General features: G+C 47.2%; 15 protein-coding genes. 12 read left to right on the top strand and 3 right to left on the bottom strand.

Annotation, left to right across the window (positions count from 1 at the left end; translation table 11 throughout):
* Positions 1-54 precede the first annotated feature (54 nt).
* From yutH to OTK50_RS10705, 5 genes are all read left to right on the top strand, one after another.
* Positions 55-1,071: a spore coat putative kinase YutH gene (gene yutH, locus OTK50_RS10725; RefSeq protein WP_020956292.1), complete on the top strand. Its 1,017-nt coding sequence runs from the start codon at positions 55-57 to the stop codon at positions 1,069-1,071.
* A gap of 201 nt (positions 1,072-1,272) precedes the next feature.
* On the top strand, positions 1,273-2,574 hold the full coding sequence (locus tag OTK50_RS10720; RefSeq protein ID WP_007613551.1) for a homoserine dehydrogenase: 1,302 nt from the start codon (positions 1,273-1,275) through the stop codon (positions 2,572-2,574).
* Positions 2,574-3,632: a threonine synthase gene (gene thrC, locus OTK50_RS10715; RefSeq protein WP_032876733.1), complete on the top strand. Its 1,059-nt coding sequence runs from the start codon at positions 2,574-2,576 to the stop codon at positions 3,630-3,632. The genes OTK50_RS10720 and thrC overlap by 1 nt, the downstream gene beginning before the upstream one ends.
* Entirely contained in the window at positions 3,629-4,558 is a 930-nt protein-coding gene (gene thrB / locus OTK50_RS10710; RefSeq protein WP_224223786.1) for a homoserine kinase, read from the top strand. The genes thrC and thrB overlap by 4 nt, the downstream gene beginning before the upstream one ends.
* A gap of 103 nt (positions 4,559-4,661) precedes the next feature.
* On the top strand, positions 4,662-6,638 hold the full coding sequence (locus tag OTK50_RS10705) for an alpha/beta hydrolase family protein (RefSeq protein ID WP_224223785.1): 1,977 nt from the start codon (positions 4,662-4,664) through the stop codon (positions 6,636-6,638).
* A gap of 41 nt (positions 6,639-6,679) precedes the next feature.
* On the opposite strand, the gene OTK50_RS10700 is transcribed toward OTK50_RS10705, so the two are convergent.
* A complete protein-coding gene (locus OTK50_RS10700) occupies positions 6,680-7,015 on the bottom strand; it encodes a NifU family protein (protein ID WP_169510385.1) in 336 nt (111 codons plus the stop codon).
* 79 nt (positions 7,016-7,094) lie between these two features.
* On the opposite strand from OTK50_RS10700, the gene OTK50_RS10695 reads away from it, so the two are divergent.
* A complete protein-coding gene (locus OTK50_RS10695; protein WP_144463928.1) occupies positions 7,095-7,421 on the top strand; it encodes a YuzD family protein in 327 nt (108 codons plus the stop codon).
* Positions 7,422-7,458: 37 nt separating this feature from the next.
* On the opposite strand, the gene OTK50_RS10690 is transcribed toward OTK50_RS10695, so the two are convergent.
* Positions 7,459-8,526, bottom strand: coding sequence for an NAD(P)/FAD-dependent oxidoreductase (locus OTK50_RS10690; RefSeq protein ID WP_007613539.1), 1,068 nt, complete (start codon positions 8,524-8,526; stop codon positions 7,459-7,461).
* Between the two features lie 266 nt (positions 8,527-8,792).
* On the opposite strand from OTK50_RS10690, the gene OTK50_RS10685 reads away from it, so the two are divergent.
* From OTK50_RS10685 to OTK50_RS10670, 4 genes are all read left to right on the top strand, one after another.
* Entirely contained in the window at positions 8,793-9,029 is a 237-nt protein-coding gene (locus tag OTK50_RS10685) for a YuzB family protein (protein WP_007408721.1), read from the top strand.
* A gap of 134 nt (positions 9,030-9,163) precedes the next feature.
* Positions 9,164-10,381: a NupC/NupG family nucleoside CNT transporter gene (locus OTK50_RS10680; protein ID WP_012118346.1), complete on the top strand. Its 1,218-nt coding sequence runs from the start codon at positions 9,164-9,166 to the stop codon at positions 10,379-10,381.
* 123 nt (positions 10,382-10,504) lie between these two features.
* Complete coding sequence (gene dapF, locus OTK50_RS10675) at positions 10,505-11,359, top strand: diaminopimelate epimerase (protein ID WP_014418790.1); 855 nt, start codon at positions 10,505-10,507, stop codon at positions 11,357-11,359.
* A gap of 76 nt (positions 11,360-11,435) precedes the next feature.
* The gene (locus tag OTK50_RS10670) at positions 11,436-11,798 is read left to right on the top strand and encodes a HesB/IscA family protein (RefSeq protein WP_003151967.1); all 363 of its coding nucleotides are present in this window, start codon (positions 11,436-11,438) and stop codon (positions 11,796-11,798) included.
* Positions 11,799-11,940: 142 nt separating this feature from the next.
* Here the strand turns inward: OTK50_RS10670 and OTK50_RS10665 are convergent, their stop codons facing one another.
* Positions 11,941-12,702, bottom strand: coding sequence for an SDR family oxidoreductase (locus OTK50_RS10665; protein WP_088461309.1), 762 nt, complete (start codon positions 12,700-12,702; stop codon positions 11,941-11,943).
* Positions 12,703-13,071: 369 nt separating this feature from the next.
* Here OTK50_RS10665 and OTK50_RS10660 point away from each other — a divergent pair, with 369 nt between their 5' ends.
* Positions 13,072-13,617 carry a GNAT family N-acetyltransferase gene (locus tag OTK50_RS10660; RefSeq protein ID WP_396021786.1) on the top strand — a complete coding sequence of 182 codons (546 nt, stop codon included), beginning with the start codon at positions 13,072-13,074 and terminating at the stop codon, positions 13,615-13,617.
* A 258-nt stretch (positions 13,618-13,875) separates the two neighbouring features.
* Positions 13,876-14,448: a hypothetical protein gene (locus OTK50_RS10655; RefSeq protein ID WP_007613520.1), complete on the top strand. Its 573-nt coding sequence runs from the start codon at positions 13,876-13,878 to the stop codon at positions 14,446-14,448.
* Positions 14,449-14,458 lie beyond the last annotated feature (10 nt).

The raw sequence follows: 14,458 nt of genomic DNA, 5'->3' as shown, positions 1-14,458 counted from the left end.
TCCGCCGGCGTATGACTACGATGTGAATAGCTCTAATTTTTCAGGCAGGTGATTATGATGAAAAGCATCATTAAAGAAAAATACGGCATCCACGTCAGACAGCTCTCCGTTTATCAGAAATACCAATGCTTCCAGACGCCTAATTCCTTCTTTCTTATAATTCCCGTTTCCGGGTTTTCGCAATCAGAGCTGACGGAGCTTTACTACATGAGTCAGTATTTACAAGAACAAAGTGACCCATACGTTTCAGTGTTTATCTTTACGAAGGAAGGAGAACTGACCTTTGAGGACGAAGGCAAAACGTATGCGCTCTTAAAAGCGCCGATTCCCGTCTCAAACCGGTCGTTTTCTGTCGGAGGGGAGCTTGCCGAATTTCACAGAAAAGGGCGGGGTTTTCCGTACGAAGTGAAAGAAGCGGGCAGGATCGGCCAATGGAAGGACTTATGGGGAAAACGGGTGGATCAGCTGGAATCATTCTGGATGCAGAAAATTCATATGTCTCCGCTTGAACCGTTCGAAAAGAAAATGATCGAAGCATTTCCTTATTATTCAGGCTTAGCGGAAAACGCCATTCAATATTTAGTGGATACGGAGCTGGATGACAATCCCGGCGCAGAAGACTCGGGGACAATCTGCCATCAGCGGATGGAACGGGATACCTGGTCGGAGGAATCATTGATCCGCATTCCGGGCGATTGGGTATTCGACCATGCCGCCCGTGATATTGCGGAATATATGCGCAGCACATATTTGTATCATCGTGACGACCTGCTCAAAGATGGGTTTTTGTTTCTGCAGGAATATGAGCAAGTTACGCCGTTATCCTCCTTTTCCAAACGCCTGTTTTACAGCCGCCTGCTGTTTCCGCTCCATTTCTTCGAGACGGTGGAGAGCTATTACATTTCTCATGATTCTGAAAAACAGTATTACGAAGAGCAGCTTGACTACATTCTTGCCGACTGCACCCGCTATGAACAGTTTTTACAGACATGTCACAACATGATGAATGTCAGGTCGGCGCAGGTTTTTGTCCCGCCTGTGGCGTGGCTCGGAAAAGGAATCAGTTCGTAAGAAAATATGACGTAAAAATATTTAGAAAATAGGGAATCTTGTCATATCAGTGTGTTAAGCGTTTTCATAGCCGTAGAAACAATATTCAGCCGCTTGTCAAAACAAATGCGGGCTTATATAATATTTGTAACTTAAATGTCTGTGAAGGGTTAACAATTGTCCTTTTCTAGTGGACAAAAGGAAGAAAGGTGGAGTTTCTCTTTGGAAGCGATTCGTATTGGACTGTTAGGACTGGGAACCGTGGGAAGCGGAGTCGTCAAAATTATACAAGATCATCAGGATAAGCTTATGCACCAGGTCGGCTGTCCGGTGACGATCAAAAAAGTGCTAGTTAAAGATATTGATAAAAAACGAGACGCAGACCTGCCGAAAGAAGTGCTGACGACAGAAGTCTATGATGTAATCGATGACCCTGAGGTCGACGTGATTATTGAAGTCATCGGCGGTGTTGAACAGACGAAGCAATATCTTCTTGACGCCTTGAAAGCGAAAAAACATGTTGTGACCGCAAATAAAGATCTGATCGCCGTATATGGCTCGGAGCTTTTAGCCGCCGCAAAGGAAAATGGCTGTGACTTGTATTATGAAGCGAGTGTCGCCGGCGGAATCCCGATTTTACGCACGCTCGAAGAAGGCCTTTCCTCTGACCGGATCACAAAAATGATGGGAATCGTCAACGGAACGACGAACTTCATCTTAACGAAAATGATTAAAGAAAAAAGCCCGTATGAAGAAGTGCTGAAGGAAGCGCAGGATCTCGGATTCGCGGAAGCGGACCCGACCGCCGATGTAGAAGGGCTCGATGCCGCGCGCAAGATGGCGATTTTAGCCCGTCTCGGCTTCTCTATGGACGTTGATCTGGACGATGTCAAAGTAAAAGGAATTTCCCGGATTACGGATGAAGATATCAGCTTCAGCAAACGGCTCGGCTATACGATGAAGCTGATCGGCATCGCCCAGCGTGATGACAATAAAATCGAAGTCAGCGTTCAGCCGACACTGCTTCCGGATCATCATCCGCTCTCTGCGGTGCATAACGAGTTTAATGCCGTTTACGTGTACGGAGAAGCCGTCGGCGAAACGATGTTTTACGGCCCCGGAGCCGGAAGCATGCCGACTGCGACATCGGTCGTTTCCGATCTGGTCGCGGTCATGAAAAACATGCGTCTCGGCGTAAACGGAAACAGCTTTGTCGCCCCGCAGTTTGAAAGAAATCTGAAGCAGCCGTCTGATATCTATGCCCAGCAGTTTTTAAGAATTCACGTCAAAGACCAGGTCGGCTCTTTTTCAAAAATCACATCGGCCTTCTCAGAGCGCGGCGTCAGCTTTGAAAAAATTCTGCAGCTGCCGATTAAAGGCCACGACGACCTCGCGGAAATCGTCATCGTCACGCATCATACATCGGAAGAAGATTTCAGTGACATTCTGCAAAACTTAAATGACCTCGAAGTCGTACAAGAAGTAAAAAGCACATATCGCGTAGAAGGGAACGGTTGGAGCTAATGTGGAAAGGACTCATCCATCAATATAAAGAATTTCTGCCGGTGACGGATCGGACGCCGGCCCTGACATTGCATGAAGGCAACACGCCGTTGATTCACCTGCCGAAGCTTTCCGAAAAGCTCGGAATTGAACTGCATGTGAAAACAGAGGGCGTTAATCCGACGGGATCCTTTAAAGACCGCGGCATGGTCATGGCGGTCGCCAAAGCGAAAGAAGAAGGCAATGATACCATCATGTGCGCCTCTACAGGCAACACATCCGCGGCGGCTGCGGCATACGCGGCGAGAGCCGGCATGAAATGCATCGTCATCATCCCGGACGGAAAAATCGCCTTCGGAAAACTTGCGCAGGCCGTCATGTACGGTGCGGAAATCATTGCGATTGACGGAAACTTTGACGACGCGCTGGCCATCGTCCGGTCGATTTGTGAAAAATCACCGATTGCATTAGTGAATTCAGTAAACCCTTACCGGATTGAAGGGCAAAAAACAGCGGCCTTTGAAGTATGCGAACAGCTCGGCGGAGCGCCGGACATTCTGGCGATCCCGGTAGGAAACGCCGGGAATATCACGGCCTACTGGAAAGGGTTCAAAGAATATCATGAGAAAAAGGGCACCGGACTTCCGAAGATGCGCGGTTTTGAGGCGGAAGGTTCTGCGGCTATCGTCCGCGGCGAAGTCATTAAAAATCCAGAAACCGTTGCGACGGCAATCCGAATCGGGAATCCCGCCAGCTGGGACAAAGCCGTGCTCGCTGCGGAGGAATCAGCCGGAAAAATTGATGAAGTCACAGATGAAGAAATTCTTCACGCTTATCAGCTGATTGCCCGTGAAGAAGGCGTGTTTGCCGAACCGGGCTCCTGTGCATCCATCGCCGGCGTTTTGAAACAGGTGAAATCCGGTGAAATTCCAAAAGGCAGCAAGGTTGTCGCAGTTTTGACCGGAAACGGCCTGAAAGATCCGAACACGGCTGTAGACGTATCTGACATAAAACCGATCACGCTGCCGACAGATGAGGACAGTATTCTGGAATACTTAAATGGAGCGGCGCGTGTATGAATGAGGCGGAGATGCTGTTTTCCATTACGGTTCCGGGAAGCACCGCCAATTTAGGGCCCGGGTTTGATTCCGTCGGGATGGCGCTCAGCAGATATTTGAAGCTTTCGGTTTTCCGAAACGATGAATGGCAGTTCTCGGCGGAAACCGAAACTGTCGCGGGCATCCCTCAAGGAACGGACAACCTCATCTACCAAGTCGCCAAACGGACGGCTGACCGCTATCAGAAAGAGCTGCCGCCCGCCCATGTCAAAGTATGGAGTGAAATCCCCCTTGCACGGGGTCTCGGAAGCAGCGCGGCCGCTATCGTCGCCGCCATTGAGCTTGCGGATGAGTTATGCGGCCTGCAACTGTCGGAAAGCGACAAGCTGCACTTAGCCAGTCTTGAAGAGGGGCACCCTGATAATGCCGCTGCTTCCCTTGCAGGAGGGCTTGTGATCGGCCTTCACGAAGAAGATGAAACACATATCGTGCGTGTTGCCGAAGCGGATATCGATGTTGTGGCAGTGATTCCGTTTTACGAAGTTCTGACCAGGGACGCAAGAGACGTGCTCCCGAAAGAGCTGCCGTACCGACGCGCCGTTAAAGCAAGCGCCGTCAGCAACCTTCTCGTTGCTGCGATCATGTCAAATGACTGGGCGCTCGCCGGGAAAATGATGAGAAAAGACATCCTCCATCAGCCGTACCGCGCCATGCTTGTTCCTGAGCTTTCAAAGGTGGAACATGCGGCCGAAATGAAAGGCGCTTACGGAACGGCGCTGAGCGGAGCGGGACCGACGATTCTTGTCCTGATTGAAAAAGGAAAGGGAGAAGAGTTGAGAAAACAGCTTTCTGAGCATTTCCCCCACTGTGAGATTGCGGCGCTTACCGTCCCGTCAGAAGGAAGCGTAATTGAACGGAATCCTTTAGAGCAGGTGAAAAGTGTATAATGATAAAAAAGCGTTCTTCCCATCAGAGAAGGACGCTTTCTTTTTCTGGAGAAGGATTTTTATTTAGGGAAGCGAAATAAAAAAGAAAAGGAGGAGAAACGATTTGAAAAAACTCATAACCGAGGAGGACATTGCGACTCTCGTATCCGTGACAGACCCGCAATATGCCCCTGACGGCAGAAGTGCAGCTTACGTCCGGACAACAGTCAATCATATGCGTGATGCCTATTCCTCAGCCATTATGGTATATGACACAGAATCCGGCATCTCAAACCCGTGGACTTTCGGGGACAACAGAAATACAAGTCCGCGGTGGTCGCCTGACGGACGGCGACTCGCCTTTGTTTCTGACAGGGAGAACGGCATCCCTCAGCTGTACATCATCGACGCTGCCGGCGGAGAGGCGGAGCAGGCGGCCGATATTCCTTGGGGTGTATCAGATCCGATATGGGCGCCCGACGGCAGATCCGTGCTTGTGTCCGTCAGTCTGACATCAGCGGAGCGCGCCGATGAGAAAGAAAAAAAGAAGCATGACGAGTATGAGCCGGTTGACATTCAGTCATTAACATATAAACGTGACGGGAAAGGCCTGCTGAACGGAAGCTGGGCCCAGCTTGTGCTGATTCATCTTGAAACGGGGGAGATTCAGCAGCTGACGGATCATGAAGCGGATCATTATGACGCGGCCTTTTCACCGGATGGCAGGCAGCTTGCGTTTACCGCCAATTTATGCGAGCCGGGTGACGCCGGAAAGCCGAGCGATGTCTATCTGATGAATCCGGCGGACGGAAGCCTGAAGCAGATTACGCCGCACCGCGGTTCTTTCGGTTCCTGCGTGTTTTCACCGGACGGTTCTTATATCGCGATGCTGGGCCATGAAAATGAATTTCGCAATGCGACTTTAGAAAAAGCGTGGCTGTACGACGTGAAAACTGAGCGGCTGTCCTGCCTGACCGACATGCTGGATGTTCATTTGAGCGATGCGCTGATTGCGGATTCAATCATAGGAGGCGTGACGCCCCGGCCGGTATGGACAAACGACGGGCAGGGTTTTTACGTTCTCGGGAGCGAGCAGGGAAGCACCGGTATTTATTATATCTCGATTGACGGCCTCGTATATCCGATCCGATTAGAAGAAGAGTATGTGAACGGTTTTGCTTTTCATCCTGATCAGAAAAGCTGCATCGCTGTCATTGCCAAACCCGCACAGCCTTCCGAGCTTTACAGCATTTCACTTGAAGATGGGGGAGAGAAGCAATTGACATTTGACAATGATCGGTTTATTGAGGAGCGTATCATATCCGTGCCGGAAAAGCTGCAATATGAAACAAAGGACGGGCTGACGGTAAACGGCTGGTTTTTAAAGCCCGCCGTTTTTGAAGAGGATCAAACTTATCCCCTCATTCTATACATACACGGCGGGCCTCACATGATGTACGGCCATACGTATTTTCACGAATTCCAAGTGCTGGCCGCACAAGGATATGCTGTCGTGTATGTCAACCCAAGAGGAAGCCATGGCTACGGGCAGGATTTTGTCAATCGTGTCAGGGGTGATTACGGAGGCGGAGATTACCGTGATGTCATGCAGGCGGTGGATGAAGCCATTCAGGCGTATCCGTTTATTGACAGCGGCCGTCTCGGTGTGACGGGCGGAAGCTACGGAGGGTTTATGACGAATTGGATTGTCGGGCAGACAGACCGTTTTAAAGCAGCCGTCACGCAGCGCTCCATTTCAAATTGGTTCAGCTTCCACGGTGTCAGCGATATCGGTTTCTTTTTTACCGACTGGCAGCTCGGGCATGATTTGTTTGAGGAAGCGGATAAGCTTTGGGATCGTTCTCCTGTAAAATATGCGTCCCGCGTTTCGACGCCGCTTTTGATTCTGCACGGTGAGCGAGATGACCGCTGTCCGATAGAGCAGGCGGAGCAGCTCTTTACCGCGTTGAAGAAACTGAACAAAACGACGTCGTTCATCCGGTTTCCGAAAGCCACGCATGAGCTGTCGAGAAGCGGCCATCCGGAACAGCGGATGAAACGCATCCGTTATATTTGTTCATGGTTTGATGACTATTTGTAAAAAATAAAAAAACCAGGCTGTCATGCAGCCTGGTTTTATGATTAAAATACTTGTTCTACTTCAACGACACCCGGTACTTCTTCAAGAAGGGCGCGTTCGATTCCGGCTTTCAGCGTAATCGTTGAACTTGGGCAGCTGCCGCATGCGCCAAGGAGGCGAAGCTTTACAATGCCTTCGTCTACATCAACAAGCTCACAGTCACCGCCGTCACGAAGCAGAAACGGACGTAATTTATCCAATACTTCCTGTACTTGCTCTTTCATTTCAACCTCAGTCATGAGATTCGCTCCTTTCATATACATAAAACCATTATATTCACAGTAACGGTAAAAATCTAATGTTTGGTTTGCAAAGCTGCTTTCCCCATTATAGCATATTTAAACTTGAACATAAAAACCGTTTTTTATACAAAAGCTGCCCCTTCCTTTGTATACTGATGTAAAGGGGATGATATACATGATTAAGCCGGTTACGCTCAGTGTTTACGGCGCTGAAACGCTTTGCGCAAGCTGCGTGAATATGCCGAGCGCCAAAGATACGTTTGAATGGCTGGAGGCGGCGCTGAAACGGAAATATCCGGAGCAGCCTTTTAACATGCGGTATATTGATATTGACGCACCGCCTCAGCAAAAGGAGACAGAAGAGCTTGCGGAGCGCATCAGAAACGATGAATTTTTCTACCCGCTCGTGCTGGTGGAGGATGTCATTGTGGGGGAAGGGAATCCGCATTTAAAAGATATATATGAAGAAATGGAAAAGCGCGGCTATGTTGCAGGCTCTTAAAAATGGCCGCTGATCGCAATCAGCGGCTTTTTTCTTATCAGCCGTTATGATGCTTGTACATCCATAAAAGGCCTGATTTTAATAAACGGGGCACACGCCCGATGAGCGGACGGTCGTTGACAAGACCGAAGCCCGCTTTTTTTCCGAGTGAACCGAGAACGCCTTTCAGCTTAAATTGCGGCATTGTTTCCGGCAGCTCTTCATTGTTCCAGCGTTTCAGGAGAATCTGCACAATTTGTTCCGCTTGTGCTTCAGCCAGCTGGGCGCTCGGCGCATGCGGCAGGCTCGCGCAATCACCGACGACGTAAACATGCTCATCGCCCGGAAGATTGTGGTGCGGTGTTAAAACGATGCGGCCTTGCGGATCTTTTTCAGCGTCCAGTTCTCTGACGGCTTTATTCGGCTGAATTCCCGCCGTCCACACGATGGCATCGGCCGGTATTCCTTCATCATGATTATAAACGATGCCGTCTTCCACTTTTGTAATATTCGCATTATTGATAATGGTGACGCCGTGTTCTTCAAACCACTTCTGAACGTACTTGCTGAGTCTTTTCGGAAAGCTTGATAAAATCAGGTCGCCCCGGTCAAATAACATAATCTTCAGATCGTCACGGCTCTCTCTTAATTCACTGGCAAGCTCCACGCCGCTTAATCCCGCTCCGACGATAGCGACAGATGCATTGGCGCCGAGGTTGTTCAGCTTTTGATAGGCTTCGCGTGACTGATCAATGGTCTGAATGCTGTAAGTATGTTCCGGCGCGCCGGGCACGTTATGATACTTATCCTCGCAGCCCAGTCCGATCACCGCGTCATCGTAAGAAATCGGTTCGCGGTCATGAAACAGAACCTGTTTGTTTTTCGTGTCGACGGAAGCCACCTCACCGTATTGAACATCCAGATTCGGATGCTCAGGAAAAGACACCCTGATATGATGATCAGAAATCGTGCCGGCGGCGAGCGCATAATATTCTGTTTTTAAGCAGTGATACGGGTTTCTGTCAATCAGCGTGATGGATATATCTGACGGAAGCTGGTTCGGCAGTAAGCGGTGCAGCACCCGCATGTTTCCGTAACCCCCGCCGATCAAGACCAATTTTTTCATAATGATTCCCCTTTTGCCCGAAAAATATGGTAGTCAATGTTGTTACAAAATAACGAACTATGTAAAATAACATCTTGAATTATATCGAATTTGATCTAAAACCACAATAATAGTTTTAAAATAACCTACAAATTGACCAGAAAACACGTAATAGTAAAACCTTTAACCTGAATTAATATGTTACGATAACATTGAGCGTGAAACCGGATCTTTGACGAATAGAGGAAATTCCGTTAGGATAAGGTACATATGTGAGGTGAAACCGCATGAATCCGATGATTGAATTCTGTGTCAGCAATTTAGCGCGCGGTTCCCAGGAAGCACTTGAGATCTTAGAGAAGGATCCGAACTTGGACGTGCTTGAATACGGCTGTTTAAGCTATTGCGGGAAATGCATGGAGTCCCTGTTCGCCCTGGTCAACGGCGAAGTGGTCACGGGGGGCACGCCTGCTGAATTGGTTGACAACATATATACATTCATAGAAGAAAATCCGATGTTTTAATCAGAGGCTCCGAACGGGGTCTCTTTTTTATTGCGCCCCGAATTTTGGCAAAATAAAAAATTTGTAGACAGCAAAAATAAATATTGTTATCTTAATAAAGACTTTTTTTAAATAAAATTTTAGAGGTGGATTCATTGAATATCGTTTGGGGGCTGCTCGGGGCAGTTGCTATATTAGCCATTGCTTTTTTGTTATCAGAGAAGAAAAGCAAAATTAACCTGCGAACCGTCATTGTCGGTTTGTGTTTACAAATGGCCTTCGGATTCATCGTATTAAAGTGGGACGCCGGACGGGCCGTATTTTTATGGTTCTCAAGCCGTGTGCAGCTTCTCATTGATTATGCGAACGAAGGCATCAGCTTTATTTTTGGCCCGCTGTTAAAAGTGGGCAGCAGCCCGGCTTTTGCGCTGAGCGTTCTGCCGGTCATTATTTTTTTCTCAGCGCTGATTGCCGTTTTGTATCACTTGAAAATCATGCAGCTCATCTTTCGCGTCATCGGAGGCGGACTGTCAAAGCTTCTTGGGACAAGCAGAACGGAATCGCTTGCGGCTGCTGCGAATATTTTTGTCGGACAGTCTGAATCACCGCTTGCCATTAAACCGCTGATTGCGGGATTGACCCGTTCCGAGCTGTTTACGATTATGACGAGCGGCCTTTCGGCTGTAGCGGGTTCGACGCTTTTCGGTTACGCCCTGTTAGGCATTCCGATCGAATACTTGCTTGCGGCCAGCTTTATGGCGGCTCCCGCCGGTCTCGTGTTCGGAAAAATTTTAATACCTGAAACGGAAAAAACGCAGACGATAAAAGGCGATTTTAATATGGACGAAGAAGGCGAAGGCGCCGCTAACGTGATTGATGCAGCGGCAAAAGGCGCGTCCACTGGCCTTCAGATTGCTTTAAATGTCGGCGCCATGCTGCTTGCGTTTGTCGCGCTCATCGCCGTAGTGAACGGAATTCTCGGCGGAATCGGCGGCTGGTTCGGTTTCAAACATATTACATTAGAATCCATTCTCGGTTACGTGTTTTCACCGATCGCATTTGTAATCGGCGTTCCTTGGCATGAAGCGCTCGGAGCGGGAAGCTATATCGGACAGAAACTTGTGCTGAATGAGTTTGTCGCTTATTCAAACTTCGGGCCGCATATTGCGGACTTTTCTAAAAAAACGTCTACGATTATCAGCTTTGCGCTGTGCGGATTTGCCAACTTCTCTTCGATTGCGATTATGCTCGGCACACTGGGCGGTTTGGCCCCAAGCCGCCGTTCGGACATTGCGCGCCTCGGATTAAGAGCGGTTATTGCGGGAACACTCGCAAACCTTCTCAGCGCGGCGATTGCCGGCATGTTTATTTAGTAAACGATAAAAGCTCCCTGCATATGCAGGGAGCTTTTATGTATGAAAAACGGGGGATATTTGTATTGTGTCCGAGCAGAAGAGCTTTTATACTAAGTAAAAGAAAAAAAGTTGGAGGCCGATATGAATTCATTCCGTTTTACCAAGATGCACGGTCTTGGAAACAGTTATATATATGTAAATCAATTTGAAGAACAGCTGCCGGAAGAACGGCTGGCTGAGATTGCCGTTAAAGTGTCCAGCATTCACACGGGCATCGGCTCTGACGGAATGATCCTCATCTGTCCGTCAGAAAAAGCGCCCGTCAAAATGCGGATTTTTAATAATGACGGCTCAGAAGGGAAAAATTGCGGCAACGGCCTTCGCTGTGTGGCAAAGTACGCATACGAACATAAGCTGACAGAAGAAACGTCCTTTTTCATTGAGACGCTTTCAGGCCTTGTGAAAGCAGACATTACAGAGGACAACGGGATTGTGCGTGAAGTCGCCGTTGATATGGGCGAACCGCGCCTCACCAAAAAAGAGCTGCCGATGCTCGGCAATGAAGATGAACGGACGATCGATGAAACCTTTGTTTTTGGAGAAACGGAGCTTTCCGGAACAGCCGTATCAATGGGAAACCCCCATATTGTTTTTCCGGTTGCGGATATCAATCAAGCGCCTCTTACAACGCTCGGCCCCGTCATTGAAAAAGACCCGAGATTTCCGGAAGGCGTCAATGTCGAATTTGTGGAAACCGTCAGCGCCGATGAACTTCATTTCCGCGTATGGGAACGCGGCTCCGGCATTACACAGGCTTGCGGAACAGGCGCCTGTGCGGCGGCTGTCGCATCCGTATTGAACGGTGTTTCTGAACGAAACCGGGATATCACCGTTCATTTAGCGGGAGGCGACCTTGTGATTAATTGGCAGGATAACGGGCATGTGCTGATGACGGGACCCGCCGAAACCGTATGCAGCGGCGTCTTTTATTTGTAAACAGCTCGTTTGAGAAATACTCTCCTCAAGGTTTATAATAGATACTAGCATCGTTTTTAAAAAAGGAGGTCTACCTATGAGTGTTCCAGTAACCATCACTGAAGCAGCGGCTTTGCATATAAAAGATATGATGAAAGAGCATGAAGAAGAAAACGCGTTTCTCCGTGTGGGCGTAAAAGGCGGCGGCTGCAGCGGCCTGTCTTACGGAATGGGATTTGAGCACGAAAAAGGCGAAAAAGACAGTATGTTTGAACAGCACGGAATCACCGTTTTGGTCGACAGCGAAAGCCTTGATATTATGACCGGCACGATCATTGACTTCAAACAGTCCATGATGGGCGGCGGTTTCACCATTGACAACCCGAATGCCATCGCTTCCTGCGGCTGCGGATCTTCTTTCCGCACGGCCAAAAACGCCGGTACGCCGGAAGAGTGCTAAGGGTCAACCCGCTATTCTTAGGATGAAAAAATATGACGTCTTTCTTTTCGATGGCGCTTGCACCATTGTTAAGAAAGGCGTTTATCTGTTTAATAAAAATAAAACCCGCTCAACAGAAGCGGGTTTTGCTTTTTCAAAGAGGTTATTCAATTGTATGTTTCATCGCATTGTACATATTTGCCGTATGTTCATCGGCTTTATCCCGTGGCATGCGCAGCCGTTCGACTGAAGAACCATATCCGATTTCTTGTTTGCCCTCTTTCAGTCCTTTAAAAATCCCATCAGCGAATTCATCCAGTGGTTCTCCTTGAGTATGCAGCCCTGCTCCGCCTAAATCTGTATTCACCGCCGGAGGCGCAACTTCAATCACTTCTACAGATGAATCAGAAAGCTGATGTCTCAAACTCATTGTAAATGAATGAAGCGCCGCTTTCGTTGCTGAATAGATCGGTGCAATGGCAAGCGGTGTAAAAGCCAATCCCGAAGAGACGTTAATGACAGCCGCATCTTCTTTTCCAGCAAAAAACGGAGCGAACAGCATAGACAGGTGGAAGGGAGCTTCAATGTTCGTTGTGATTTCTTTATTGAAATAGTCCCAATTGTCCTTCGCATCCGCTTTCAGCACATGAAACCGTTGTTGAATCCCCGCGTTGTTTACTAACACATTCACTTCCGGATAATTTTCTTTCACCCAATCAAACAGTGATATACGTTCAGATGGAATGCTCAAATCACTGACATATGTAATAAGATCCGGGAATGTTTCCTTTGCTTTTTGAAGAGCGTGCTCACGCCGTCCGGTCACGATGACTTTATTTCCCGCTTTTAAAAACCGTTCTGCGAAAGCCAATCCTATTCCGGCATTTCCGCCTGTAATCAGTATTGTATTTCCCGTCAGTTTCATATTATCTCCTCTTTTCCGATTGTTTTTACATTTCTTTGTCAACATTTCAGCTTTGATCCAATCAATATATTCATCCCGCAAATAGGCATGAAATAAGACAGCAGTGATTCTGTAAAATTGATTTTTAGATCATCGGGAAACCCGCCAAAGCTATTCTTTCCTTGTCACAATATGATGATACGGCTTAAAGCACGGTTTAAGTCAACAAAAGAACCTTGTGATTCCGTTTCGGTTACTCACATCAGACATAGGTCACGAAAGGAAAGGTGAATGTGAAGTCTTGGAATTTTCTTGATGCGATAAAGCGTACCGTATAACATGGGTGAGAGACAATTAAAAAACGTTTCTGATCAAAACAAAAGGACGGCGATGCATGTGCAGGAAGGAAACAGCATTGATATCAGGCCGCTCAGCCTGAATGATGCAGAGCAGGAACTGGTTTTGCAGACGGAAAACCGCATGTTTTTTGAACGGTTTGCCATGTCGAGACAAGAGGATTTTTATACGCTGGAAGGCCGGAAAAAACGAATTGAACAATCACTGAAGAATGGGGAAAATGACACAGAATACAGCTTCGGCATTTTTCTTCAGGATCAGACCCTGATTGGCACGATCAGCCTTTTTCAGGTGGTTCGGGGTTCTCTCCAAAGCGCTTTCATCGGTTACTTTTTAGATGGTGAACATAACGGAAAAGGCTATGCGACGAAGGCTGTCAAGCTGGCAGTCGATTATGCATTCAATGAGCTGAAACTGCATCGGATAGAAGCCGGAGTCATGCCGCACAATAAGGCGTCAATCCGGGTGCTCGAAAAAGCTGGCTTTCATAAAGAAGGCATTGCGAGAAAAAATGTAAAAATAAATGGAAAATGGGAAGATCATCAGGTGCTGGCGATCATACATCCGGAGGATACATGACGATATCCTCCTTTTTTATATCCTGCGTCTCTTTCGACAGGTTCTTCCTAAAACTTCAAATCAATTGTCTAAATCATACTATTTGCAAATTCGAAAAAAAATAAAGGGTACATAGCACCAAAAACTCTGAAAGATATGCTCTTTGTCAACACGTCCTAAAGTCATATTTTTCGAAAGGATATTGATTTTTTGATAGGATTAAACTAAATTGTAAAAGTATAGAATAGTTAATTTATTTTGTAAGAAAAGGATGATAATATGATAGGTCAATTGAGCAATAAAAAAATATTTTTAAGTTCTTTTTTCATCATTTTGATCTGTTCATTACTCTTCCAATTCAGTATTTCAGATAAAGTTCTGCAGTCGTATTATTCTTCCGTCGGAGAAAGTACCTATGATATCGGGGAGAAAAGTGTTCGTACGATTGTCATGTTTCTGCAAGGGTTTATGATCTTTACAACTTTTGTGGAAATTCTGATAGGCGGATTTCTGTTATTCGTTGCCGCTTTTATTCTCGGTACAAAAAAACCGAAAAAAATATATTTGCTTCTATATACACTGACTTCTTTAATCTCGGCATTTAAAATGTTGATTCTTTCAGTTGTTAATTACTTAACGGCTGATTCCTCGCTTATATATTCTGCCGGCGGCACCAGCTTGAGTCTGCAGCTGCTGGACCCATTTCTGCTCATATCAATCGCGGCTCTTTATGCTGCCGCAGGAAAACTGACCGATCTCAGTAAAGGCAAGAGAATCATTTTGACTGGATGTTTTGTTTTACTAAAACTCTTTACTATTTTCTTAAACTATTTTATGGCGGATAAAATTTAGCTCGGGAGAG

The sequence above is a fragment of the Bacillus sp. NEAU-CP5 genome (assembly GCF_026420705.1).
Taxonomy (GTDB): domain Bacteria; phylum Bacillota; class Bacilli; order Bacillales; family Bacillaceae; genus Bacillus; species Bacillus velezensis.
Note: the sequence above shows the minus strand (reverse complement) of the source record. Positions and strands in the feature narration are given on the sequence as shown.